25 protein-coding genes and 1 riboswitch are annotated in these 23,511 nt (G+C 56.0%); of the genes, 10 read left to right on the top strand and 15 right to left on the bottom strand.

Annotated features, from left to right (window positions below):
- Positions 1–11 precede the first annotated feature (11 nt).
- Positions 12–506: an inorganic diphosphatase gene (gene ppa / locus HCR00_RS04885; protein ID WP_167143254.1), complete on the top strand. Its 495-nt coding sequence runs from the start codon at positions 12–14 to the stop codon at positions 504–506.
- A 77-nt stretch (positions 507–583) separates the two neighbouring features.
- Here the strand turns inward: ppa and HCR00_RS07025 are convergent, their stop codons facing one another.
- The 5 genes from HCR00_RS07025 to glyA all read right to left on the bottom strand — a co-directional run bounded on the left by HCR00_RS07025 (position 584) and on the right by glyA (position 5,769).
- On the bottom strand, positions 584–1,948 hold the full coding sequence (locus tag HCR00_RS07025; RefSeq protein WP_167143251.1) for a peptidoglycan DD-metalloendopeptidase family protein: 1,365 nt from the start codon (positions 1,946–1,948) through the stop codon (positions 584–586).
- 129 nt (positions 1,949–2,077) lie between these two features.
- Complete coding sequence (mshD, locus tag HCR00_RS04875; protein ID WP_167143249.1) at positions 2,078–2,989, bottom strand: mycothiol synthase; 912 nt, start codon at positions 2,987–2,989, stop codon at positions 2,078–2,080.
- Positions 2,990–3,015: 26 nt separating this feature from the next.
- Complete coding sequence (locus tag HCR00_RS04870) at positions 3,016–3,546, bottom strand: adenine phosphoribosyltransferase (protein WP_167143244.1); 531 nt, start codon at positions 3,544–3,546, stop codon at positions 3,016–3,018.
- Entirely contained in the window at positions 3,543–4,421 is an 879-nt protein-coding gene (locus HCR00_RS04865; protein ID WP_167143242.1) for a bifunctional methylenetetrahydrofolate dehydrogenase/methenyltetrahydrofolate cyclohydrolase, read from the bottom strand. Before HCR00_RS04865 ends, HCR00_RS04870 begins: the two co-directional genes overlap by 4 nt.
- Before the next feature lie 64 nt (positions 4,422–4,485).
- Positions 4,486–5,769, bottom strand: coding sequence for a serine hydroxymethyltransferase (gene glyA / locus HCR00_RS04860; RefSeq protein WP_167143239.1), 1,284 nt, complete (start codon positions 5,767–5,769; stop codon positions 4,486–4,488).
- A gap of 44 nt (positions 5,770–5,813) precedes the next feature.
- Positions 5,814–5,895: riboswitch (ZMP/ZTP riboswitch) on the bottom strand.
- Positions 5,896–5,932: 37 nt separating this feature from the next.
- Here glyA and purU point away from each other — a divergent pair.
- From purU to HCR00_RS04825, 7 genes are all read left to right on the top strand, one after another.
- Positions 5,933–6,793, top strand: a complete 861-nt coding sequence (gene purU / locus HCR00_RS04855; RefSeq protein WP_167143236.1) for a formyltetrahydrofolate deformylase — start codon at positions 5,933–5,935, stop codon at positions 6,791–6,793.
- Between the two features lie 16 nt (positions 6,794–6,809).
- Entirely contained in the window at positions 6,810–7,169 is a 360-nt protein-coding gene (locus HCR00_RS04850; RefSeq protein WP_166985827.1) for a DUF2568 domain-containing protein, read from the top strand.
- Positions 7,170–7,189: 20 nt separating this feature from the next.
- Positions 7,190–7,651, top strand: coding sequence for a GNAT family N-acetyltransferase (locus HCR00_RS04845; protein WP_166985830.1), 462 nt, complete (start codon positions 7,190–7,192; stop codon positions 7,649–7,651).
- Between the two features lie 11 nt (positions 7,652–7,662).
- Entirely contained in the window at positions 7,663–8,685 is a 1,023-nt protein-coding gene (locus HCR00_RS04840) for an EamA family transporter (protein ID WP_167143233.1), read from the top strand.
- 89 nt (positions 8,686–8,774) lie between these two features.
- Positions 8,775–9,695 (top strand): polyphosphate kinase 2, encoded by a 921-nt coding sequence (ppk2, locus tag HCR00_RS04835; RefSeq protein ID WP_243854563.1) that lies wholly within the window; start codon positions 8,775–8,777, stop codon positions 9,693–9,695.
- 142 nt (positions 9,696–9,837) lie between these two features.
- Positions 9,838–11,055, top strand: coding sequence for a cobalamin-independent methionine synthase II family protein (locus HCR00_RS04830; protein WP_167143227.1), 1,218 nt, complete (start codon positions 9,838–9,840; stop codon positions 11,053–11,055).
- A gap of 109 nt (positions 11,056–11,164) precedes the next feature.
- The gene (locus HCR00_RS04825) at positions 11,165–11,800 is read left to right on the top strand and encodes a hypothetical protein (protein ID WP_167143223.1); all 636 of its coding nucleotides are present in this window, start codon (positions 11,165–11,167) and stop codon (positions 11,798–11,800) included.
- Positions 11,801–11,803: 3 nt separating this feature from the next.
- On the opposite strand, the gene tsaD is transcribed toward HCR00_RS04825, so the two are convergent.
- From tsaD to glmS, 7 genes are all read right to left on the bottom strand, one after another.
- The gene (gene tsaD, locus HCR00_RS04820) at positions 11,804–12,868 is read right to left on the bottom strand and encodes a tRNA (adenosine(37)-N6)-threonylcarbamoyltransferase complex transferase subunit TsaD (protein ID WP_167143221.1); all 1,065 of its coding nucleotides are present in this window, start codon (positions 12,866–12,868) and stop codon (positions 11,804–11,806) included.
- The gene (gene rimI, locus HCR00_RS04815; protein WP_167143218.1) at positions 12,852–13,340 is read right to left on the bottom strand and encodes a ribosomal protein S18-alanine N-acetyltransferase; all 489 of its coding nucleotides are present in this window, start codon (positions 13,338–13,340) and stop codon (positions 12,852–12,854) included. The genes tsaD and rimI overlap by 17 nt, the downstream gene beginning before the upstream one ends.
- Positions 13,337–14,005 (bottom strand): tRNA (adenosine(37)-N6)-threonylcarbamoyltransferase complex dimerization subunit type 1 TsaB, encoded by a 669-nt coding sequence (gene tsaB, locus HCR00_RS04810; RefSeq protein ID WP_167143216.1) that lies wholly within the window; start codon positions 14,003–14,005, stop codon positions 13,337–13,339. Before tsaB ends, rimI begins: the two co-directional genes overlap by 4 nt.
- Complete coding sequence (tsaE, locus tag HCR00_RS04805; RefSeq protein WP_279586801.1) at positions 14,005–14,526, bottom strand: tRNA (adenosine(37)-N6)-threonylcarbamoyltransferase complex ATPase subunit type 1 TsaE; 522 nt, start codon at positions 14,524–14,526, stop codon at positions 14,005–14,007. The genes tsaB and tsaE overlap by 1 nt, the downstream gene beginning before the upstream one ends.
- A 73-nt stretch (positions 14,527–14,599) precedes the next feature.
- Positions 14,600–15,736, bottom strand: a complete 1,137-nt coding sequence (gene alr / locus HCR00_RS04800) for an alanine racemase (protein ID WP_243854552.1) — start codon at positions 15,734–15,736, stop codon at positions 14,600–14,602.
- Positions 15,737–16,099: a holo-ACP synthase gene (locus HCR00_RS04795; protein ID WP_166985854.1), complete on the bottom strand. Its 363-nt coding sequence runs from the start codon at positions 16,097–16,099 to the stop codon at positions 15,737–15,739. It lies immediately after the preceding gene.
- A gap of 5 nt (positions 16,100–16,104) precedes the next feature.
- The gene (gene glmS, locus HCR00_RS04790) at positions 16,105–17,949 is read right to left on the bottom strand and encodes a glutamine--fructose-6-phosphate transaminase (isomerizing) (protein ID WP_167143212.1); all 1,845 of its coding nucleotides are present in this window, start codon (positions 17,947–17,949) and stop codon (positions 16,105–16,107) included.
- Between the two features lie 95 nt (positions 17,950–18,044).
- Here glmS and coaA point away from each other — a divergent pair, with 95 nt between their 5' ends.
- Complete coding sequence (gene coaA / locus HCR00_RS04785) at positions 18,045–18,998, top strand: type I pantothenate kinase (protein ID WP_166985858.1); 954 nt, start codon at positions 18,045–18,047, stop codon at positions 18,996–18,998.
- Between the two features lie 6 nt (positions 18,999–19,004).
- Here coaA and glmM read toward each other — a convergent pair whose 3' ends face one another.
- Genes glmM through rplM form a run of 3 tightly spaced genes read right to left on the bottom strand, consistent with a single transcriptional unit; the run spans position 19,005 to position 21,330 of the window.
- Positions 19,005–20,354 carry a phosphoglucosamine mutase gene (gene glmM / locus HCR00_RS04780; RefSeq protein ID WP_167143209.1) on the bottom strand — a complete coding sequence of 450 codons (1,350 nt, stop codon included), beginning with the start codon at positions 20,352–20,354 and terminating at the stop codon, positions 19,005–19,007.
- Between the two features lie 21 nt (positions 20,355–20,375).
- Positions 20,376–20,852, bottom strand: coding sequence for a 30S ribosomal protein S9 (gene rpsI / locus HCR00_RS04775; RefSeq protein WP_166985862.1), 477 nt, complete (start codon positions 20,850–20,852; stop codon positions 20,376–20,378).
- Positions 20,853–20,883: 31 nt separating this feature from the next.
- Positions 20,884–21,330: a 50S ribosomal protein L13 gene (gene rplM / locus HCR00_RS04770; protein WP_166985864.1), complete on the bottom strand. Its 447-nt coding sequence runs from the start codon at positions 21,328–21,330 to the stop codon at positions 20,884–20,886.
- A 200-nt stretch (positions 21,331–21,530) separates the two neighbouring features.
- On the opposite strand from rplM, the gene HCR00_RS04765 reads away from it, so the two are divergent.
- Positions 21,531–23,438, top strand: coding sequence for an acyltransferase family protein (locus tag HCR00_RS04765; RefSeq protein ID WP_167143206.1), 1,908 nt, complete (start codon positions 21,531–21,533; stop codon positions 23,436–23,438).
- Positions 23,439–23,511: the final 73 nt, after the last annotated feature.

Below are 23,511 nucleotides of genomic sequence, written 5' to 3'. Positions count from 1 at the left end.
AAAGGAAAAAGATGGCTAGCTACGATGCCGTTATCGAGATCCCAAAGGGAAGCCGCAACAAATACGAGGTAGATCACGAAACCGGTCGTGTTTACCTCGACCGTGTGCTGTACACCAACTTTGTTTACCCGACCGACTACGGTTTTTTTGAGAACACTCTCGGGGAAGATGGTGACCCGCTCGATGTGCTTGTGCTGCTCGACTACCCGGTATTCCCGGGGGTTGGCATTAAAGTGCGCCCGGTTGGGGTGCTGCGCATGAGCGATGAGGCTGGCGGTGACGACAAGGTTATCGCGGTGCAGGCGAAGGATCCACGCTGGCAGCATATTCAGGATGTTGCAGATATTCCTGAATACACCCGCAAGGAGATCGAGCATTTCTTTGAGCGTTACAAAGATCTTGAACCGGGTAAGTGGGTCAAGGTTGATGCTTGGGGTTCGGCTGCTGACGCAGAGAAGCTCATCGAAGAGGCAATCGAACGGTTGCAGTCAGAGGGCGGTCACTAAACCGTTAGGCTGTCAATATAAGTTGGCTCCCGCTTGAAATGCTCAGGCGGGAGCCAACTTATTTACTGTTGTTTGCTCTATATGTAGATACCCTGCTGGGCCATAAAGCCGTCAGCCGGGGTTGGGGTGCCCCAGATGCGAACTTCAAAGTGCAGGTGCGGGCCGGTTGCCAACCCGGTTGACCCAACGTAGCCAATAATTTGGCCGGGCCCTACCCACTGGCCGTAGCTCACTGATGGTGCTTGCACCATATGGGCGTACCAGGTGTGCACACCGTTACCGTGGTCGATAAACACATAGTTGCCGTTGATACCCGTATAGCCTGCAGCAATAACAACTCCCGCCCCGGCAGCGTATATTGGAGTCCACGGGGAGGTGGCCATGTCGTGACCGTTGTGTCCCGGATAGCAGCGCCACGGGCAGCTGACGCTATAGCTTCCCGGCGTCAGCGGAGCTGTCCAGTTTCCAGACACCACCGGTGCTGGAGGGGCTGGCCGCGGCGCCGGGGCTGGCGCCTGCCACTGGCTGGCCGCCGCTTTTCGCGCAGCTTCCTGGCGAGCAGCCTCCTGTCGTGCGGCTTCCGCCGCAGCACGCCGGGCACGCTCAGCCTCTTCGGCCGCACGTCGACGCGCTTCCTCCTCAGCCTTGCGGCGCTGCTCTTCTTCAATGCGCAGACGCTCCTGATATCCGGCAACGGTTTCAGCAGTTTTGTCTTTTAGCGCAGCCAGCTGTGTTTCCAGCACACGCTGGTTGGTTTCAGCTGTCTGCTGGCGCTGCCGTGCCGCTTCAACAGCCGAGGCAGCCGCCTCAAACTCGCCCTGCGCTACCTCGTAAAGCTCCTGTCGCTTAACAGCCGCCTCTTCCGCTTGGCGCTGCAAATCAGCGACCGTAAGCTGTGCTCGCGTCGCTTCCTGCGCAACACGAGTGTTACGTTCGGTAGCTTTTGACATCATTGCCAACCGCTCGAGCAGCGCATCTGAAGCATCGGGGTCACCCTCGAGGAAGAACTCCATGCTGCGGTCTACACCGCCAGAGCGATACATTTCCGCAACAACGTTAGCTGCTGCATCGGCGGCACGATTCGCCTCCGCTCTCTTCTCCTCTACCTGACCGTATAAAGCCTGTTGCCGCTGATCGGCCGTCTCAAACTCAGACTGCGCAGTCATCGCTATCTGCGATGCAACCTCAGCCGCAGATTGCGCCGATTCGACCTCTGTGCGCACCTGTCCGAGCAGCTTTTCAACCTCAGCGATCTTTGCAGCAGTGGCCGCCTCGTCCTGCTTTGCCGCTTCAACATCTGACCAAGTGGGCAGATCAAGAGCAAAAGCGGCTGAGATCGTGTGCGTATTCGGAGCGATATTTAAGGTCGCTCCGAGCAGTGCCGCCCCAGCGCCGATTGCGATAAGACGCGTAGCACGCAGACGTTTTCCGGTGTGCTTCAAACTTGATCCCCTTCCGGGACTGGTACACAAAGCTTAAAGGTTAGCTTTAAAGATTCCTCAGTAGAGCTACCCTATCAGGCACACCTGAATTAGCGCACTATCCGCACCGTAGGCAGCAGAATTAAGAAACTATCGCGACAGCAAATACAAGCCGTCGCGCCATACCGGCGCAAAATTCTGGCTGTTATAAACCCTCAGGGCGGGCGCATTATCGCCCTCCACATACAGCGTCAGCTCGGCATAGCCGCGCTCCGCCGCCACCGCTTTTGCTAACTCTACGAGTTTTTTACCAAGCCCCCGCCCCGCAATCTCTCGAGCTACTCCGAGCACATAAAGCTCTGCTTCTGAGCTGGTGAGCTTCAGCCAGGCGTAGGCCAGCAGCCGCCCTTCCTGGCGCACTAAGAAAAACGCGGTCGCGTCAAACCAATCCGTTTGGGTGTAGCGTTCGAGCGCTGCGAGGGTAACCGCTCCCTGTTCTGGATGATCGGCGAACACCTTAGAGTTAAGCGCCACCCAATCGCTGGCGTCCCGCTCATAGTTGAACGATGCAACCGCAAACCCGCTTTTTTCAAGCTCATCAACATGGGCGTCAGCAGAGCAGCTTGCCCAGCCAGCTAGCGGGGTTGACATTTTCAATAACTGCCGCATGCGACTCGCGCCCAGCGCCCCCAGAAAAGCTGTCGCCGCTTCTGACTCACCGTGCGCCCACAAGTGCAGGGCAGCTTTATTCTCGCTGGCATAGTTTCTGAGCGCCGCGGTCAGGCGAGCACCAAGCCCCTGACGTCTGACCTCTGGGTGCACGAAAAGCTCTGCCTCTAGCCGTGTTTTATCGGCAGTCACCCAGGCTACAGCGACACCAGCTGGCGCACTCCCAGACTCCGTCTGCACAGACTCTGCGGTAGTAAAGACTGTGCGAGTATCCAAATTTCGCAGCGAATCATCGTTAAAAGGTATCGCCTCGCCAGCATTCTCTGCTGCCTTAATAGCGGCGGTAACCGCGACCTTAACCTCAGGTGAGCCACTCTCTAGGCGTTTAACCATATAAACTCCGAACAGCGCCAGGGGCGTTAGGGGAAAACCACGTGGATTGGCAGATCCCCAAGTTTTTCTCTGCCGCCTAAGCCAGCAACTTCGCAGAGCATACCAAACCCGACAACCTCGCCGCCTATTGCCTCAATGACGCGCCTGGCGGCATCGGCTGTGCCACCGGTCGCGAGAACGTCATCGAGAATCAAAACCCGCGCGCCTGGTTTGATATCCTGCTGCACCTCCACCGTCGCCTCACCGTATTCAAGTGAGTAGCTGGCCGCTGCAGCCGGGGCGGGCAGTTTACCGGCTTTACGCACAGAGAGCGCACCGCACTGTGTGTGCACACCGAGCGCACCCGCAAGAATAAAGCCTCGCGCTTCAATGCCGGCAACCACATCAAACTCAGGGCAGTGCGCCGCAAGATCTGCAACCACGGCCGCGAGCGCGGGACCGTCTGCGAGCACCGGCGTGATATCACGAAACAGCACGCCGTCTTCGGGATAGTCTTCGATCAGGCGAATTTGTGCTGCCGCGTGCTGCAACTCCTGTGAGAGCTGACGTTCGGTCATGCGGCACGCTCCGCCATCTCAACAACATTTTTTAAAAGCAGTGCACGAGTCATCGGCCCAACGCCGCCGGGGTTAGGTGACACCCAACCGGCAACCTCTGCAACAGCCGGATCGACGTCACCAACAACACGCGATTTGCCAGTTTCCGGATCAGTCTCGCGTGACACACCAACATCGAAAACAACGGCCCCCGGCCGCACATCTGCAGCTTTAATTAGGCGTGCCACACCGGAAGCAGCCACTATGACGTCTGCTTCACGCAGCAGTTCGGACAGATTCTGCGTGCCGGTGTGAGTGAGCACAACTGTTGCGTTGTGTTCGCGGCGAGTGAGCAGCGGGCCGATTGGACGCCCCACGGTGATACCTCTTCCAACCACAACAACGTGCTTACCGCTCCAGTCAAGGCCGTAGTGTTCCGCTAGCTCTATTACCCCACGCGGTGTGCACGGTAGCGGCGTATCGATCTCGCTATTCACGTTCAACACCAGTTTGCCGAGGTTTGTTGGGTGCAGACCGTCAGCGTCTTTGGCGGGATCGATCAATTCCAGCACTCTGTCGGTATTCAGGTGCTTCGGAAGCGGTAACTGCACGATGTATCCGGTCACCTCAGGGTTTTCGTTAAGCTCAAGAATTACCGCTTCAAGCTCTTCCTGGCTCACCTCTTCTGGCAGGTCGCGGCGGATCGATGCGATCCCCACCTCAGCACAGTCCCGGTGCTTACCGGCAACATACCACTTAGAACCGGGATCCTCGCCGACGAGCACAGTAGCTAAACCGCACTGCTTACCGGCAGCGCTTAGCGCCGCAACCCGGCCGTGCAGATCCTCTTTAATCGCGGCGGCGGCAACTTTACCGTCAAGAATATTTGCAGCCATAATCTTCTCCTCACAGTCGAAATCTCCCAACCGCACAAAGCAGCTGGGAGAGACCGTTCTAGATTTACTTCAAAAGTTTTTCAATGCCCGGGTACAGCGGGAATTTAGCGGTCAGCGCCGCCACACGCTCGCGCTGCTCAGCCGGATCAGCCCCCTGCAGTGTCTTGGCCACGATGTCTGCAACTTCAGCAAACTCCGCCTCGCCGAACCCGCGGGTTGCCAATGCTGGGGTGCCGATGCGCACGCCACTGGTGACCATCGGCGGGCGTGGGTCAAACGGTACCGAGTTGCGGTTCACTGTGATGCCCGCAGCGTGCAGTGCATCTTCGGCCTGCTGGCCGTTCATCTCTGAATTACGTAGATCGGCAAGCACAAGGTGCACGTCAGTGCCGCCGGTGAGCACGTCAACACCCGCAGCCTTCGACTCCTGACTGGTCAACGCTTCGGCCAGCAGTTTTGCGCCGGCGAGTGTGCGCTCTTGGCGTGCTTTAAACTCAGCAGTTGCCGCAAGCTTAAAAGCAACAGCTTTACCGGCGATAACGTGCATCAGCGGGCCGCCCTGCTGCCCCGGGAAAACATTGCTGTTAATACGCTTGTAAATATCGAGATCATTGGTCAGAATGATGCCCGAGCGCGGGCCGCCAATGGTTTTGTGCACGGTTGATGACACAACGTGTGCGTGCGGCACTGGGTTGGGGTGCAGGCCAGCGGCTACGAGACCGGCGAAGTGCGCCATATCGACCCAGAGCGTGGCGCCAACTTCGTCAGCAATTTCACGGAACAGTGCAAAATCAAGCTGACGCGGATATGCCGACCAGCCTGCAATAATCACGTTCGGTTTGTGTTGACGGGCAAGATCGCGCACATTATCCATGTCGATGCGCATAGTTTCAGCGTCCACGCCGTAGGCAACCACGTTATAGAGCTTGCCTGAAAAGTTCAGCTTCATACCGTGCGTAAGGTGCCCGCCGTGTGCCAGGTCGAGACCGAGAATAGTATCGCCAGGTTCAGCAATTGCGCTGAGCACAGCAGCGTTTGCAGACGCACCCGAGTGTGGCTGCACATTCGCATAGGCTGCGCCGAACAGGCTCTTAACACGGTCGCGTGCAAGATCTTCGGCAACATCAACCGCTTCGCAGCCGCCGTAGTAGCGCCGCCCCGGGTAACCCTCCGCATACTTGTTAGTGAGCACACTGCCAACAGCCTCGAGCACAGCACGGGGCACGAAGTTTTCGCTCGCGATCATCTCAAGGGTGTCGCGCTGCCGATCTAGCTCAGCATCGAGCACACCAGCAATCTCAGGATCAACCTCTGCCAGCGGCAAATTGAAGAATGAATCGGTAGACATTTTTGACCTCTCTGTTGCTGCAAATGGAGCAAAGTAGCAATATTTCTTGCGACCCAGGCGAGCGGCCTTTTCATGCTTGTCGCTCCCCGATGGTTAGCCATCTTTACGCCAGTTGCGACTGTCATAATTCTATCGGAGTTTGCGCCGTGTAACATCACTACTTATGGAACAGGCGTGGGTGTTAAAACTTAGATGCGTAGACCAGCCCGGAATCGTGCACGCCCTGAGCGGTGCTGTGGTAAATGCTGGCGGCAACATTGAGCAGAGCCAGCAGTTTGCGTCGGGCGATACCGGTATTTTCTTTATGCGCATCGAGGTTTCCGCCGTTAACGCAGACGACAGTTTTGAAGAGAGATTTCGCATCCTGCTCGCCCCAATCGTCGCTAAATACGATATGCAGTGGGAGCTCACGCGCGCGGGCAGACGTCTGCGCACGCTGATTCTGGCTTCAAAAGCGACCCACTGCATCAATGACCTGCTCTATCGCCAGCGCAGCGGCCAGCTCGCAATCGATGTGCCGCTGATCCTCGCAAACCATACGGATCCAGCAGAGCTCGCTAATTTTTACGGTGTGCCGTTCGAGCACATCGCAATAACCGGCGACGCTGATAAACAGAAATTTGAGGATCGCGTGCGCCAGATCATTGCCGAGCACAGCATTGAATTGGTTGTGCTCGCACGCTATATGCAGATCCTCTCCCCCGAGCTCTGCGCAGAGCTTGCCGGTAAGGCAATCAACATCCATCACTCCTTCCTGCCCGGTTTTAAGGGCGCAAACCCCTATCGGCAGGCGCACGCGCGCGGTGTGAAACTTATTGGCGCAACCGCACACTTTGTTACCACAGACCTTGACGAAGGCCCTATTATTGAGCAGGACGTAGTGCGGGTAGACCACACCTTCACGCCGCAGCAGCTACAGCAGCTGGGCCAAGATGAGGAGGCGCGCACCCTGCGCCGGGCGGTTGGCTGGTTTGCTGAAAACCGGGTGCTGCTCGATGGTGACCGCACCGTAATTTTTAAATAATTAAGGAGAGCAGGCTTTGGCACGCACCGACAAGCAAGTCTCGATTATTGCCACGATCCGCACCGCACTTGACTTAGTGGCTGTTGTTGCCATTGGAGCCTGGGGTCTTTTGCGCTGGCCGCTCCCGCTGCCGGGAATCGCAGTAGCTGTGGGAGCGGTGCTTGCGGCTGTGGTTGTGTGGGCACTCTTCCTGTCGCCCCGCCCGGTGCTGCACACTGATAGATATGTCCGCGCGCTACTCGGCCTGGTGTTCAGCACTGTTGGCGCTGCCGCTGCCTTAAACGCGGGCGCGTCCTGGTTTGTTGTGGCCCCTCTTCTGCTGCTCGCATTCGCTGTTAGTTATATGGAGTTGACAGCGGTTGTGCGCCGCCGATAGGTATCCGCTAGAGTGCTACTATGAGCGAGCTGCGATTAGAAGAACTAAGTGCCTCAACGATTGTTGCTGTAAACCGCCTGAGCTTAAAACCCGGCCAGGAACAGTTCATCACCCCAGTGTCTTATGCCGCCGCTCTGGCGGTCACACCAGCTAACACAGCCTGGCAGCGCGTCGCCGTGCGAGATGACCGCGTGGTTGGCTTCATTCACGCTAATTTTGATGCTGAGAACTCACGCCCTGAGTTCCGTGCGGCGCTCTGGCGCATCAACGTTGATGCCAAGCAGCAGGGCACCGGTGTTGGCACATTTATCGTAAACGAGCTCATCAAAGAGGCACGGTCGCGCGGAATTGAAAAGCTCACAGTGCTTTACGAAGCAGGCGATGAGGGGCCTGAGCAGTTCTTCCTGAACGTTGGTTTCAAGCCTGAGGGTGAAACCGAATACGGCGAGATTATCGCAGCCTACGATCTCACTAGCGCATAGCAATAACGAGCATGAGCGCCGCGCAACAGCAGGAATACGCGATCGGCCGCGGCACACTCCTGTCTGTTTTAAGTTCGCTTGGTTTCGGGCTGCTCTACCTCTGGACGCCACTAATCGATCCGCTGGATCCGGCTTTTTTGGTGGCGATGCGCCTGCCGCTCGGCGTGCTATCGCTGATTGCTCTCTTTGCGGCGCAACGGCAGCCGCAGCTTATCGCTGACAGCTGGCGGCACCTGTGCGCAAAACCGGTGCGTTTTTTGGCGCTTATTTTGTGCGGATCGATCCTCACCTCGCAACTGTGGTTGTTTGCTTACGGACCGATGAACGGTCTCGGTCTGCAGGTTGCGCTCGGATTCTTGCTGCTGCCGCTCGCGCTGGTGGTTGTCGGCCGAGTTTTGTATAAAGATAAGCTGAGCGTCTGGCATTGGGTGGCGATCGGGCTTGCCGCGGTGGGTGTTACCCAAGAGGTTGTGCGCGCTGGCGGGCTGTCACCGGCGGCCTTATGGGTTGTGGGCACCTACCCTATCTACTTTATTTTGCGTCGTGCAATAGGCATGAACAACCTTGGTGGCATGTTCTGGGAGATGCTAGCCATGTGTGTTCCGGCATCAATTTTCATTATCTGGTACATGCCGCAGGTGTCAAATCTCGAGCTGCCCTCAAATATCTGGCTGGTTGTTCCCGGCGTCGCTTTCATTGGATCCGCTTCGCTCGTGAGCTGGATCCTGTCTTCTAAACTGCTTCCGATTAGCACTTTCGGAATGCTTTCGTATCTCGAGCCGGCTCTGCTTATGGGGGTGTCACTGCTGCTCGGCGAACGAATCACCCCAGCGGAGTACCCGCTCTACATCTGCATTTGGGTCGCGATCATCATAATCATTGCGGTGAGTGCCAAAGAAATGCGGATCGAGAGGCGGCGCGCGCGTGAAATCGCAAAACTCGGCAAAGCAATCACGCCAGTTATCACAGATCAACCGGCACCAGCCACCGGCAGCATCCCAATAATTCAGCCAGAGAACGAGTCTGAAAATTAGCTGTAAACTGGGTGTATCCCCGTTTCTACATAGAAAGAGGCCCTATGTCAGGAGAGCACACCCAGTCAGTTAACGGCGACAGCTTTGAAATGGCGGATGCCGCCCAACCAGACGTTACTCCCGAAATTGACGAAATTTCTGAGCTGGAGCACCTGCTAGATCCGGACTCCGAAGACGCCGACCCAGATGCGTGGCGCATCGGATACCCCTACGACAAAAAAATTAGTCGCAAGGAGTATGAGAAGCAAAAACGAAAACTCCAAATTGAGCTGCTGAAGTTCCAAGCGTGGGTAAAAGAAAATAAGCAGAAAGTTGTGATCATCTTTGAAGGCCGCGACGCAGCGGGCAAGGGTGGCGCGATTAAACGGTTTATGGAGCACATGAACCCACGTGGCGCACGCACTGTTGCTCTTGAGAAACCGACAGAGCGCGAACAGACACAGTGGTACTTCCAGCGTTACGTGCAGCACCTCCCCGCCGGCGGAGAGATCGCGCTATTTGACCGCTCTTGGTACAACCGCGCCGGTGTTGAGCGCGTAATGGGGTACTGCACACCGCAGGAATATCTCGAATTCACCCGGAGCGCGCCTGAGTTTGAGCGTATGCTCGTGCAGTCTGATATTCACCTGATTAAGTTCTGGTTCTCCGTTGGGAAGGCTGAACAGCGTTCACGCTTCCTGTCTCGCTCAACAGATCCGGTTAAACAGTGGAAGCTAAGCCCAACCGACCTTGCCTCACTCGATAAGTGGGACGCCTACACAGAGGCGAAAGAGGCGATGTTCTTTTACACTGACACCCCGCACGCACCTTGGACTGTCATCAAGTCAAACGATAAAAAGCGCGCACGCCTCGAAGCTATCCGCTGGGTGCTGAACCAGTTTGATTACACCGGTAAAGACGCAGACGTGGTTGGCACCCCCGACAAACTCATAATCGGCAGCCCGGTAGATATTTACGATCAGGGTGAAGCCCCTAAGACCGGCGCTTTTCCAATTGTGAAAAATAGCTGAAACTAGGGCGCTACCCTAAAGATTAATGGGCTGTTAGCGGTTTGCTGGCAGCCCATTATTACGTAATGCTACAGTCGGCTTGAAGCCCTATTTATTCGTTTTTAATCTGTTGTCACTGGCACTTTTAGAGAAAGCAGACAGAATGACGAACAAGATTGAAACCTCCCACGCCGGCAGCCTGCCACGCTCAGCAGAGCTAATCGCAGCCAACGCCGCCCGCACTTTTGCCGAAGACGGTCTCACCCTCGAACGCACTGCGGAGTTTGATGAGCTGCTTGCAAACGCGGTCGAACAGCTGGTTGCGAGACAGCTTGCCGCGGGAATCACCATCCCGGGCGACGGCGAATACGGCAAAGCAATGTCTAGCGCAGTCGACTACGGTGCCTGGTGGTCCTATTCATTTCAGCGCACCAACGGTCTTGAAGTAACCGGCGCAGAAATCTGGGAGCAGCAGCCGCTGCGCTCAACCCCCGGAAATGTGCGTCTCACAAGCTTCCCGGACCGTCGCGACCGCAATCTTTTTGCCGCAGCCTACAGTGATACAGAGCATCCAATCACTACCGGTAAAATTGCAACCGCGTTTCCCACCACTACCGGCCCATTGAGCTACAAGGGGCACGAAGCTGTTGCTAACGATGTTACAAACTTGCGTTCAGCCCTAGACGCACAGGGTGTTGAAAATGGCTTTATCACGGCGCTCTCGCCAGGCTCTGGTGCGCGCATCGCTGATCAATACTACGGCAATGATCGCGACCACCTCTGGGCTTGGGCAGAAAGCCAGCGCGAAGAGTATCGGGCGATCGTTGATGGCGGCCTGATCCTCCAGATTGATGATCCTTCAATCGCCGAAAACTGGGATCAAATCAATCCTGAGCCGACCATCGATGAGTATCGTGAGTTTACCCAGTTGCGGGTAGACGCCTTGAACTACGCACTCGAGGGGATCGACCCTGAAAGAGTGCGCTTCCACCTCTGCTGGGGGTCATGGCACGGCCCGCACGTTACCGATATCGAGTTCAAGCACATCGCCGACCTGATGCTCCAGATCAACGCAAAGTACTACTCTTTTGAGGCGGCAAATGTGCGTCACGAGCACGAGTGGAAGATTTGGAAAGATATTGAGCTTCCTAAGGGTAAGGTGCTTGTGCCGGGGATAGTCAGCCACGCCACCAACGTAGTTGAGCACCCAGAGCTTGTTGCGGATCGTATCGAAAACTTCGCAAATATCGTCGGGCCAGAAAATGTTATCGCCTCCACCGACTGCGGTCTTGGTGGGCGGATCCACCCCGACATCGCATGGGCAAAGCTTGAATCATTGGGTGAGGGCGCACAGATCGCCGCCAAACGTCTCTTCGGTTAATTAAAAGCTTCGTCGCTAACAAGAATGTGCGCTGTTTAGTTTTTAGACAACGCACATTCTTTTTTTCTTCATTGACCTAATTCATAGACAGCCGTTTTAGTCTCTAGGGATGAAGAAAAACACAAAAATTTTAGCTGGGGTGTTGATTGGCATCACCGGTATCGCTCTCGGCAGCGGGATTACCGCGTTGGCGCTCTCAAACAACAATAATTCTGCCCAACCAAGTGCTGGCTCAGCACAGTCACAAACCACGATGCAGGCACCGACCCAGAGTAAAACAACCACAGGCTCACAGCAGCAGAACACAAATTCAACAGGCGCTACAGCCAATACTGTTGCGCCCGGCGGCACTCGTGAGTCGTTTGAAGCTGCGTTAAATACGGTTGCGCAGCAATCAAACAATGCCCAAATTATTAAAGCTGAATTTGATAGCAGTGATCAGCACTGGGATATAGAGGCATTCGATGGCACCAATGAGCTTGAATACACTGTTAGCGCTGACGGCACCTCTGTGTTCAAGAGCAAGTCAGAAATGGCCGATAATGACGATCGTGCAAAATATGCAAGCGCCACCGTCGATATTCTTGCCGCAGCTAATTTTGCGGCACTCCCTGCCGACGCTCTAATTGATGAATTCGATCTCACGCACCACAACAGGCAAATAGCTTGGAAGGTTGATTATTACAGCAGCGACAATAAACAGGTGAGAACAATAGTCGATGCCACAACTGGTGCTCTGCTCTAGCAGCTACACCTGAATTTCAGTGACCGGCAGCGTTGAGTCGGCTCCGAAACTAAGACCAGAGGGCTCACGCCCTGCCGCAATTAGCTGCGCTGCAAGCGAGGCAATCATTGCACCGTTATCGGTGCACAGGCTGAGCGGCGGAATGCGCAATTCGATGCCTTCCGCCGCGCAGCGCTCCTCTGCATAGTCACGCAACCGCGCATTGGCAACCACACCACCGCCGAGCAACAGCCGCGGCACACTGTAGGCTTTACAAGCCGCTATAGCTTTATTAATTAACACATCAACAACTGCTTCACGAAAGCTTGCCGCAACATCAGCAACCGGAACGGTGTTACCCGCCGCCTGTTCGCGCTCTACCCAGCGTGCAACGGAGGTCTTTAATCCTGAAAAGGAAAAATCATAGCGGTGCTTAATTAGATCATTTGCTTTGGTTAACCCGCGCGGAAATTTAATTGCTGTGGGTGATCCGGTAACGGCGACTCGATCAATATGCGGCCCACCAGGGTACGGCAGCCCAAGCACACGCGCGACCTTATCAAACGCTTCTCCCGCAGCGTCATCTATCGTTTCGCCAAGCATTTCAACGTCAGTGACCAGATCTCTGACAAGCAGCAGAGACGTGTGGCCGCCGCTCACAAGCAGCGCAACGGTCGGCACTTCTAACTCAGCCTCGCTCGCTAACAGCTCTGCTCCAACATGCCCGACCAAGTGATTGACACCGTAGAGCGGCACATCGAGCGCGAGGGCAAGCCCCTTCGCCGCTGCCACTCCAACCATCAGCGCGCCAGCTAAGCCGGGGCCAGCGGTGACCGCAACAGCGTCAATCTCTTGCAGTGTCACACCCGCAACTCGCAGCGCCTCTGCAATTGTGCCCTGCAGTGCCTCAAGATGTGCGCGCGCGGCAACCTCAGGAACAACTCCACCAAATCTGGCATGCTCGTCCATTGAAGAAGCGATAACATTCGCGAGGAGCTTGCGGCCGCGCACAATGCCCACACCAGTTTCATCGCAGCTGGTTTCGATCCCCAGCACAACAGCGTTGTCCGTATCAACGATCCTGCGCATCCGCTATCTCCTTCCATTTGAGCGGTAGCTGGGCCCGCATAATGAGAGCATCAACACCCGCCGGCTGATAGTACTGTGGTCGCACCGCTATCTGTTTAAAGCCGCTGTGCTGATACAGCCCGATTGCTGCGGGATTATCAGCCCGCACCTCGAGAAAAATCTGTTTCGCCCCCTGTGAAACCGCCTCATCTGCAAGGCGCTGCAACAGTTTTTTACCCCAGCCCTGACCGCGCAGCTCTGAAGAAACCGCAATTGTTTGCACATCTGCTTCATCGCCCACAACTAAAACACCGGCGTATCCAACAAGCTTTGCGTCTTGCTCAAGTTTAAAGTAACGGCGGTAGTTTGCCGTCAGCTCATCTTTTATCAGCGCAAGACTCCAGGCGTCTTCAGTAAATATCTGCTGTTCAAGCGCAAAAATCGCTGCGGCATCAGACTCTGCAGCGGGAGCTAGCGTCATATTTGCGCTCATCGCACCACCGGTTTTACGCCCGCTGGCGGTCGCACATCTGGATCCCGTAGATAGAGCGGATCGCGGCTGCCGAACTCTCCCCCGGCCTGCAGCCGCAAATGTGCTGCGCTGAGCAGCCCCACGCCGGAAACAGCTTCCGGCCAAAACTCTGGCAGGCTCTCCTGATGCTCGGTGCGTTTTACTACATAGGACTCACGCAAGTGGTTTGGAATTGTATGCGCATCTGCAATTTCGTAGGCGGTAATAAAAAGTTCTTTACGTCGCGCATCCTGCACAACAGCGAGCGCGCCTGTATAACCGGTCTCGATAGCTTTTCCAAGCGCACCAGCCTCATGGCTCACGACCGGCAGCAGCGGTAGGTTTGCGCCCAATGCGTAGGCTGTGGCAGCCGCCATACCGATCCGCAGACCGGTAAACGGGCCCGGCCCCACACCCATAACAACACCTGTGAGTGTGGCAGAGTTAAGATCCGCAGTATCCAGAGCGCGGGAAATTAACTCGCTAATTACCTCAGCGTGTGCGAGTGGATCGCTGCTGCCAAACTCCCAGTATTTGTTTCCGTTGTTAACAGCAACAAGGCTTCCGAGGGAGGTGTCGATAGCTATCAGGTTCTGGTTGCCTGCCAGATTTTCAAGTATTCCAGATTTTGCATATATTTCTGGCATTAGTTCTCCTCTGCGGCGATTGCGGCAAAATCTACGCTCTGCCAACGCTCCCCAACGCCTGTAATCTCAAGGAGTCGCGGCTCAACCAGCTCCATATCATCAGCTGCCGCACTCGCTTCAGTTGCAGCACCGACCGGTCTATGAATCACAATTTCGAGCGCAACAGCTTCCTCATCAACAAGCCCTGCTCCCCACTCAGCAACAACGACAGCGTTTTTAAAGTCGATATCTAGATCTTCAAGCTCGCTTGAGTCGCCGAGACGGTAGGCATCGATATGCACAAGCTGTGGCCCACCGTTCAGCGACGGGTGTGTGCGCGCCAGCACAAAAGTTGGGCTGGTAACAGGCCCACGCACGTTTAGTCCCTCGCCGATACCGCGTGTGAGCGTGGTTTTTCCTGCGCCCAACTCGCCGGTTAAAAGAAGCAAATCACCGGCACGCAACACACGCCCCAATTGCACACCAAAATCATGCATTTGGTCTGCTGTTTTGATCTCGACTGTAACGGTATCCGTGCGCACCCTTCAACCTTACCTGAGCAGCATTTGGGGCGAATAAAAATTAGCCCAGCTAACTGATTAGAAAGCTCGAGAATTAGTCGGCAGCGATGCGATGCAGCCGCGCGCCGAGCCTGGCGATAACCTCATAATTGATTGTGTGCAAACGATTCGACCACTCTTCTACCGGCGGCTCACCAGCTGCTGCGTCGCCAAACAGCACCACTCTGTCACCGAGCCTCGCTTGCGCGCCAAGCTCTTTACCTAAATCGATAACACACTGATCCATACCGATACGCCCAACAATCGGCCGCTTCACACCCCCGACGCTGACTGTGGCGTCGGTGTTGTTAAGCGCACGCGGCATTCCATCGGCGTAACCAACCGGCACTAGTGCGAGCACCGTATCGGCCTCGGTTCTGTAGGTGGATCCGTAAGACACACCTGTGCCGGCAGGCACCTCTCGCAACGCAACAATCTCTGCAATCAGCTTCAGCGCAGGGCGTAACCCCAGTTCTGCGGAGGTGCGATCTGCAAAGGGGCTGAGGCCGTAAATTGCAACCCCAACGCGGACCGCATTGTAGTACAGCTGCGGTCTTGTGAAACTAGCGGCCGATGCGGCCACATGCAAAAGTTCTGGCTCGATGCCGCTCTTTCTGGCAAGCGCGACCGCCGCATCGAAGACTCGGCCCTGTTCGAGGTCTGCTTGCTCACTGGTGTTTGCAAGGTGGGTAAATATACCGCGCACCCACACAGTGCCGGTGCTCTCGAGTTCAGCTGCCCGAGCGAAAAATTCGCGCCATTCTTCGGGGCCAGCACCGTTGCGACTCAAGCCGGTATCCAACTTCAAATGCAGCACCGCGGTTTTATTCAACTGTATTGCAGCATTTGCGACCGCCTCAAGCTGCTCAACATGGCTGACACCCAACTCAATATCCGCCGCCACCGCAGCAGTGAAATCTGCATCGGCGCCGTGCAACCAGCATAGAATGTCTGCACGATCAGGCAAAAATCCCGCTTCTCTAAGCGCTAAAGCCTCTTCAATGTCAGCCACCCCAAGAATTCGCGCACCGCCCGCGAGCGCAGCCTCAGCAGCTATATTCGCACCGTGTCCGTAACCGTTGGCTTTCAAAACCGCAATAACATTCGCGCCGGTTACCTCTTGCACACGGCGCACGTTGTGGGCAATAGCACTACGGCTCACCTCAGCAAAACGCATACTTCCTGTGCGCATTTAACCCCCTTCCGCGACCACATAGGCAATGGCTGTTTCAGTTTCGTGACTGAGACTCAAATGTAGGCGTGCGACACCGAGATCCGCAAGCCGCTGTTGCAGCGTCGCGGTGGCCGAAAAACTCGGGCGCTCATCTGCCACTCGAGGCACTTCAATATCGTGCCAGCGCAGCCCGTGATCACCGCCGAGAGCTTTAATTAACGCCTCTTTTGCGGCGAATCGCGCAGCCAGACTGCGTAGGGGAAGCCCAATCTCTGCGCTCGTGAAGAGCCGCGCTTTCAAGCCAGGGGATTTTTCGAGCTGGGCCGCAAAACGCGACACATCGACAATATCGCAGCCGATGCCGAAAATCCCCTGGCTCATAAGCTTTACTCAACCGTCACGGACTTTGCAAGGTTGCGAGGCTGGTCAACATCAAGACCCTTCGCAGTTGACAGCTCAAGCGCAAACCACTGCATCGGGATAATGTGCAGCAGCGGTTCAAACAGCGGATCGGCCAGCGGCACACGAATTACCTCGTCTGCATACGGCAGCACCGCAGTGTCACCAGTTTCAACGATCGCGATAACACGCGCACCGCGTGAGCGAATCTCCTGGATATTAGAAACAACCTTAGAGTGCATGGTTGGTGAGGTACGGGGGCTCGGAACCAACACAAAAACGGGTTGACCGTGATCAATGAGCGCAATCGGGCCGTGCTTCAGCTCACCGGCAGCAAAGCCTTCGGCGTGAATATACGCAATTTCTTTGAGCTTGAGCGCTCCTTCAAGCGCGACCGGGAAGCCCACATGCCTACCGAGGAAGAGCACAGATCTGGTGTCAGCCATCCAGTGCGCGAGCTGCTGAATCTGTTCCTGCGATTCAACCGCCTGCTGCACCTTATCCGGCAGTGCCTCAAGCTGCGTAACAGCGCGCCGGTGATCCGAGTCTGCCAGCACACCACGCACCCGCCCAAGATGCAGCGCGAAAAGCTGGAGCGCAACAACCTGCGCCATAAACGCTTTTGTAGACGCCACCGCAACCTCAGGGCCAGCATGCGTATAGATCGCTGCGTCGCTCTCACGCGGGATAGTTGCCGCCTGCGTGTTGCACACCGAGACAGTCTTTAAGCCCAGCTCTTTCGCATAACTGACTGCGAGGAAAGTGTCCATCGTCTCGCCCGACTGGCTAATTGAAATAACCAGGGTGTTCTCGTCCACGATCGGATCACGGTACCTAAACTCATGGCTGAGTTCAATCTCGACCGGTACACGCGCCCATTTTTCAATCGCATAGCGGCCCACCTGACCCGCATATGCGGCTGTGCCGCAGGCGAGGACGATAATGCGGTTGATGTTCTGCAGATAGTCATCGCCGAGTGCGGCCAGCTCTGGAATCTCAACCAGCCCATCTTTAATGCGGCCGCGCACAGTGTTTGCGACAGCTTCAGGCTGCTCGCTGATCTCTTTTGCCATAAATGACGGCCAGCCACCCTTGTCAGCCGCTGCCGGATCCCAAGCAACCGCAAATTCTTCTGTCGCTACGGTATTGCCGTCAAAATCGGTAACCTGCACGCTGTCGGGGGTAATCACAGCAATGCTGTCTTCTTCAACTGCGATCGCGCGACGAGTGTACTCAACGAAAGCGGCAACATCGGATCCGAGGAAATTCTCGCCCTCGCCAAGCCCAATCACAAGCGGCGAATGATGCCGTGCTGCAACAATTTTGCCCGGCTCTGCGGTTGCAAACGCAAGCAGCGTAAAGGTGCCGTGCAGACGTTTTACGATGTTGCGAAACGCGGTTTCTAGATCGCCGGTTTGCGCCAGTTCACGGCCTAGTAAAACCGCCACAACTTCGGTGTCGGTGTCGCTTTTAAACTCAGCGCCAGCAAGCTCTTCGCGCAGTTCAGCAAAATTCTCAATAATGCCATTGTGGATCAGCGCAACGCTGCCGTCTTCGCTCAGGTGCGGATGCGCATTCTCGTCAGTAGGGCCGCCGTGCGTTGCCCAGCGAGTGTGCCCGATACCGGTGTTGCCCTGCTTTATTGGGCTGTCTTTGAGCAGCTCACGCAACTCTTTTAGCTTCCCGGAGCGTTTGCGCACATCAATCTCATGCTCGCTATCAAGAATCGCTATACCGGCTGAGTCGTAACCTCGATACTCAAGCCGCGCTAAACCAGCGATCAAAACCTCTGAGGTGCTGTTTGGGCCTACATAACCTACTATTCCACACATAGCGCTAATAATAATCGGCAAAACCTCCGTAAACGATGAGGCATTGGGCGCGCCCAAATGCGAAGCAGCGCTAAGGTCTGGCACGATTAACAGTGATGACTGAGAAGCACAGCCAAACAGCCGAACTCCCCTCTCCCTACACCGAGATTCCGCGACAAAAGTGGGCTGAGCTCGCACAGGGGATGCGTTCACCTCTCACAGATAGCGACCTGGCGCGCCTGTCAGGCATCGGGGAACGGCTCGACACAAATGAGCTGACCGATGTTTATCTGCCGCTCAGTCGGCTGCTCAATCAGTATGCGATCGCTGCCCAAGAGATGCACCGTCGCACCCGCAACTTTCTAGGGCAGCAGGATGAGCGCAAAACACCTTTCGTGATCGGTATCGCCGGCTCAGTTGCTGTGGGAAAGTCGACGGTAGCGCGCGTGCTCCGCGACCTCTTGGCGCGCTGGCCGGAAACTCCGCGCGTCGATCTGGTCACAACTGACGGGTTCCTGCTTCCAAATGCAGAGCTCGAAAAACGCGGTATCGCTGCCCGCAAGGGTTTTCCTGAATCTTATGATCGCCGCGCCCTGCTCAGGTTTGTCGCGCAGATTAAAGCCGGTGTTCCGACGGTGAAAGCACCCGTTTACAGCCATTTAATTTATGATGTTGTGCCCGACCAGTTCACCGTTGTTAAGCAACCAGACATCGTAATTATCGAGGGCATTAACGTGCTGCAGCCACCGGGTGCCGGCCGCCCACTTGCCGTCAGTGATCTTTTCGACTTCTCGATCTACGTAGACGCCAGGCAGTCAGATATTCGGCGCTGGTTCCTGGAGCGCTTCCTGCGACTGCGCGAAAGCGCTTTTACCGATCCAGACTCTTACTTTAAACCCTTTGCAGCTCTGTCAGATGATGAGGCGATTCAAACCGCGTTAGGGTTTTGGGATGACATTAACCAGCCGAATCTGATCCAAAATATTCGCCCAACCAGAGCGCGTGCGTCGCTAATTTTGCGGAAAGAGGCGGATCATCGCGTCCAAAAAGTGCTGCTTAGAAAACTCTAGCGCGAACTAAATCGCAAGCCGCTCTTTAACGATTGCGGCAAGGTCGTCTGCGAGCTGCTGCGCTTGCTCTTCAGAGGCGGCCTCAACCATTACGCGCACAACCGGCTCGGTGCCGCTCGGGCGCAGCAATACACGACCGCTGCCCGCAAGCGCGAGCTCAGCCTGGTGCACAGCCTGTGCGATAACCTCGTCACCGTTGACACCATTACGATCAACGCCGCGCACGTTCACGAGCACCTGCGGGTAGACCCGCATACAGCTAGCAAGCTCGGCAAGAGTTTTACCTGTGCGTGCAACTTCAGCAGCAATGTGCATACCTGTGAGGATGCCGTCACCGGTTGTCGCGTAATCGCTCATAATGACGTGACCAGACTGTTCACCGCCGAGCGACAGGCCGTGTTCGTTGAGTGCCTCAAGCACATACCGGTCACCGACGCCCGTCTCAACGATGTCGATGCCGTTATCGGCCATCGCAAGTTTTAAGCCGAGGTTGCTCATAACGGTAGCAACGAGGGTGTTGCGCTCGAGTTTGCCGCGGTTTGACATTGAGAGGGCGAGAATCGCCATAATCATGTCACCGTCAATTATGTTGCCGTCTCCGTCAACGGCGAGGCAGCGATCGGCATCTCCGTCGTGCGCGATCCCGAAATCCGCCTGCTCTTTCACCACCGTCTCTTGCAGGAGCTCGAGGTGGGTTGAGCCGATCCCGTCGTTGATGTTAAAACCGTCTGGATCGTTGCCGATAACAACCACCTGAGCGCCTGCATCACTGAATGCGTCAGGCGAAATACCGGCGGCAGCACCGTGCGCGCAGTCTAAAACAATCTTTAAACCATCAAGGCGCTGCCCTTCAAGCGTGCCGAGCAGGTGCACAAGGTAGCGATCTTCGGCGTCTGAGAAGCGGCGGATCCGCCCAACCTCACGTCCGGTTGTGCCGGCCAGCGGGCGCGCGAGAGCGGCTTCAATATCGTCTTCGATATCGTCAGCGAGTTTCTTTCCGCCGCGGGCAAAAAACTTGATGCCATTATCTGGAGCGGGGTTGTGTGACGCAGAGATCATCACCCCGAAATCTGCCTTTGTATCTGCCACAAGGTATGCGGCAGCCGGTGTCGGCAGGACACCCGCATCTAACACATCGACGCCGGCGCTGGCGAGGCCGGCAGCAACCGCTGCTGAAATAAACTCACCGGACACACGCGGGTCGCGTGCAAGCACAGCAGTGGCTCGCCTGCTTTCGAAGCGAGCTTCGCGTCCGAGGACGAACGCGGCCGCTTTGGAGAGGTTCAGCGCCAGCTCGGCGGTAACATCTACCCCGGCTAGGCCCCGAACGCCATCCGTACCAAACAGACGAGCCATTGCAGTAATACTTTCCAGCGCTTAACGCTTTGAGTACTGTGGTGCCTTACGTGCCTTCTTGAGACCGGCCTTCTTACGTTCCTTGATGCGCGCATCGCGGCTCAAGAAGCCAGCCTTCTTCAGGGTTGGGCGGTTGTTTTCAGCGTCAATCTCGTTCAGTGCACGAGCGATCGCAAGACGCAAAGCACCGGCCTGGCCTGATGGGCCGCCGCCTACGATGCGTGCGGTCACATCATATGCGCCACCAAGCTCGAGCACGGTGAATGGATCGGTGATTAGCTGCTGGTGCAGCTTGTTTGGGAAGTATTCTGCAAACTCACGGCCGTTAACGGTGATGGTGCCGCTGCCTGGAACCAGGCGCACACGGGCAACTGCCTGCTTGCGACGGCCAATCGCCGCACCCGGAACGGTGAGCGCTGGGCGATTCGCAGCTGTTGCAGCTTCGCTTGCAGGGGTCTCGGTGGTGTAGCTCTCTGCTACTGTCTGCTCTTCGGTCACTTTAATAATCCTTTACTTGCTCGCCGCGGGGTTACTGTGCAACCTGGTCGATGTTGTATACGGTCGGCTGCTGTGCGGCGTGCGGATGCTCTGCACCTGCGTACACCTTCAGCTTGCGGAACTGGTCACGGCCAAGTGAGTTCTTTGGCAGCATGCCGCGGATAGCCTTCTCAACTGCGCGCTCAGGGTTCTTGTCGAGCAGTTCGGTGTAGCTGACTGAACGCAGACCACCTGGGTAACCTGAGTGGCGGTAGGCAAGCTTCTTTGTAGCCTTGTTGTTGGTCAGAACAACTTTGTCAGCGTTGATGATGATTACGTAGTCACCCATGTCCATGTGCGGAGCAAAGGTTGTCTTGTGCTTGCCACGGAGCAGAGCTGCTGCCTGTGAAGCAAGACGACCAAGAACTACATCTGTTGCGTCAATGATCAGCCAATCATGCTGCTGATCAGCTTTCTTTGGTGAATATGTGCGAGTCACTGAAGTGCTGCTTTCTGTCGAAATGGAGATGTTCGTGGATCCCACTCCTGACACTTCGCAAAGGCGCTGGTGCCGGCGGAGGGCTCACATTCGGGCGCAACAACGTGCACCAAGGGTTTAGACTATCACGTGAATCGGGCAGCAGACAAATTCCATATAATTATTATCTATGCTCCCTCAAACGCCAGTGAGGATACCAATTGTCTCAGCCCCAAAAACCAGCAGCCGCTAAATATCGGGTTTTCCCCGGCCTTGACGGCTTGCGCGCAATTGCCGTGCTCCTGGTGCTGATTTACCATCTCCTCCCTGATGCGCTGCCGGGTGGTTTTCTTGGTGTGGATGTTTTCTTTGCAATTTCAGGCTTCCTGATTACATCCCTCATCCTGCGTGAACACACAATTTCGGGCAGCATAAATCTACCTGCGTTCTGGCAGCGACGCGCGCGGCGACTTTTGCCCGCCCTATTCCTAACACTGCTTGTTTGCTCCGCAGTAGCAAGCATCTTCGGCGGCGATCTGCTCTACGCTTTGGGTGGGCAGCTTTTTTCTACAGTCTTTTTTGTTAGCAATTGGTTTTTTGTTGCCAGCGGTGCCGATTATTTCACGAAAGACACGCCTGAGCTCTTTCGCAATACTTGGTCTCTGGGTGTTGAAGAACAGTTCTATTTACTGCTTCCGCTCGTGCTGCTCTTTCTGCTCAGGCGGCCAAGTCGCCGCAAGCTGATTGCTGTGCTCGGCTCCTTAGGTCTGCTTTCGGCTACCGCTATGCACCTACTGTCTTTGGGCGGATCGGCGGCGAGCCGCATCTATTTCGGCAGCGACACCCACAGCTTCGGTCTTATCTTTGGTGCGGTGCTCGCAATCATCCTGCACACAGCGCCCCACCCCTACCGTAAGCCTGGGTTTCTGAAACAAACCCTGTATCTGGCCGGAACAGTCATCGGCATAGGCGGGCTGCTTACTCTTGCTTTCACCCTGCACGAAGATTCATCATTCATATTTCAAGGTGGAATTCTAAGCGCCACACTCTTAAGTCTGCTGACAGTCGCTGTCATTACGCGGGATGGGAGCCTCCCAGGCAGGCTCTTCGACAACCCGGTTATGCGCTATATCGGGATGCGCTCATACGGCATCTATCTCTGGCACTGGCCGATCCTTGTTATTACTGATGCAGCCTTTGGCCCAGGCGAGGGCACTCTGCGGCAGCTGACCGTCGCTGTCATAGTGGCTGCGAGCACTTTTGCGATTGCACACCTCTCTTTCCGCTTCGTTGAGCAGCCTATTCGTCGCCACGGCATTCGTGGCGTGGTAAAACTTGCGATCAGTCCACGCGCGCACAATTCAAGAGCCAGACTAATTCTGGCCTGTCTTGTAGCGGTGACTCTCGTTTGCGTCCCCGCGACCGGCTGGGCACTAGCAAATCAGCCGGCTAAAACTTCCACGCAGATTGCGATAGAGCGGGGCGAAAAGGCGGCGGCTGAGGCAAAACGAAAGGCTCAGGAGGCCGCTCAGCAGGCTGCCAAACAAGAGGCAGCTAAAGCGCAGGCAGCCGCCCAGGCGGCCGCTGATTTTGATCCAACTGCTCCGGTGCTCCCAAGCGGCACACAAATTAGCGCAATCGGCGACTCAGTGATGCTCGCTGCAGCGGGAGAGCTATACGATGAGTTCCCAGGGATCGAGCTTGACGCCGCTGTTTCTCGTTCCATGACTGCGGGCTTAGAGCTTGCAAAAGAGCAGTCTGCGGCAGGCACCCTCCGCGAAACAGTCGTGTTCGGGCTCGGCACTAACGGCGCCATTACGGATGCAGATCTCGCATATATTTGTGAGCTGGCTAAAACACATCGGATCGTGCTGATCAACGCGCACGCTGAGCGCGATTGGATTCCGGGAGTAAACGAGGCTCTAGCAAGAGTGAGCACTGAAAATAGAGGGATTGCACTAGCTGACTGGACGGGTAGCGTCTCACCGCACCCTGAACTCTTAGCGGGCGACGGGATCCATCCGCACCCTGCCGGTGGCACAGTTTATGCGGAATCAATCCGTGCGGCTTTAGGCAAGCTAGTAACAGATCCTGCGGAGATGCGCCGGGTTGCAATTCCCCGTTTTTAAGTCGCGCGGTTAAAGCTTCTTTCCGCGTTCGTAAGTTGGTTTTGCTATACAAAAAAGAACCCGCCACACGATC

It is taken from the genome of Canibacter zhoujuaniae, assembly GCF_011752005.1.
Classification (GTDB): Bacteria; Actinomycetota; Actinomycetes; order Actinomycetales; family Microbacteriaceae; genus Canibacter; species Canibacter zhoujuaniae.
Note: the sequence above shows the minus strand (reverse complement) of the source record. Positions and strands in the feature narration are given on the sequence as shown.

Excerpts from the sequence above, each read along its gene's own strand:
- ppa (WP_167143254.1), top strand. The coding sequence starts at position 12 with ATGGCTAGCTACGATGCCGTTATCGAGATCCCAAAGGGAAGCCGCAAC.
- mshD (WP_167143249.1), bottom strand. The coding sequence starts at position 2,989 with ATGGTTAAACGCCTAGAGAGTGGCTCACCTGAGGTTAAGGTCGCGGTT.
- HCR00_RS04870 (WP_167143244.1), bottom strand. The coding sequence starts at position 3,546 with ATGACCGAACGTCAGCTCTCACAGGAGTTGCAGCACGCGGCAGCACAA.
- HCR00_RS04865 (WP_167143242.1), bottom strand. The coding sequence starts at position 4,421 with ATGGCTGCAAATATTCTTGACGGTAAAGTTGCCGCCGCCGCGATTAAA.
- glyA (WP_167143239.1), bottom strand. The coding sequence starts at position 5,769 with ATGTCTACCGATTCATTCTTCAATTTGCCGCTGGCAGAGGTTGATCCT.
- purU (WP_167143236.1), top strand. The coding sequence starts at position 5,933 with ATGGAACAGGCGTGGGTGTTAAAACTTAGATGCGTAGACCAGCCCGGA.
- HCR00_RS04845 (WP_166985830.1), top strand. The coding sequence starts at position 7,190 with ATGAGCGAGCTGCGATTAGAAGAACTAAGTGCCTCAACGATTGTTGCT.
- HCR00_RS04840 (WP_167143233.1), top strand. The coding sequence starts at position 7,663 with ATGAGCGCCGCGCAACAGCAGGAATACGCGATCGGCCGCGGCACACTC.
- ppk2 (WP_243854563.1), top strand. The coding sequence starts at position 8,775 with ATGGCGGATGCCGCCCAACCAGACGTTACTCCCGAAATTGACGAAATT.
- HCR00_RS04830 (WP_167143227.1), top strand. The coding sequence starts at position 9,838 with ATGACGAACAAGATTGAAACCTCCCACGCCGGCAGCCTGCCACGCTCA.
- HCR00_RS04825 (WP_167143223.1), top strand. The coding sequence starts at position 11,165 with ATGAAGAAAAACACAAAAATTTTAGCTGGGGTGTTGATTGGCATCACC.
- tsaD (WP_167143221.1), bottom strand. The coding sequence starts at position 12,868 with ATGCGCAGGATCGTTGATACGGACAACGCTGTTGTGCTGGGGATCGAA.
- rimI (WP_167143218.1), bottom strand. The coding sequence starts at position 13,340 with ATGAGCGCAAATATGACGCTAGCTCCCGCTGCAGAGTCTGATGCCGCA.
- tsaB (WP_167143216.1), bottom strand. The coding sequence starts at position 14,005 with ATGCCAGAAATATATGCAAAATCTGGAATACTTGAAAATCTGGCAGGC.
- alr (WP_243854552.1), bottom strand. The coding sequence starts at position 15,736 with ATGCGCACAGGAAGTATGCGTTTTGCTGAGGTGAGCCGTAGTGCTATT.
- HCR00_RS04795 (WP_166985854.1), bottom strand. The coding sequence starts at position 16,099 with ATGAGCCAGGGGATTTTCGGCATCGGCTGCGATATTGTCGATGTGTCG.
- glmS (WP_167143212.1), bottom strand. The coding sequence starts at position 17,949 with ATGTGTGGAATAGTAGGTTATGTAGGCCCAAACAGCACCTCAGAGGTT.
- coaA (WP_166985858.1), top strand. The coding sequence starts at position 18,045 with ATGACTGAGAAGCACAGCCAAACAGCCGAACTCCCCTCTCCCTACACC.
- glmM (WP_167143209.1), bottom strand. The coding sequence starts at position 20,354 with ATGGCTCGTCTGTTTGGTACGGATGGCGTTCGGGGCCTAGCCGGGGTA.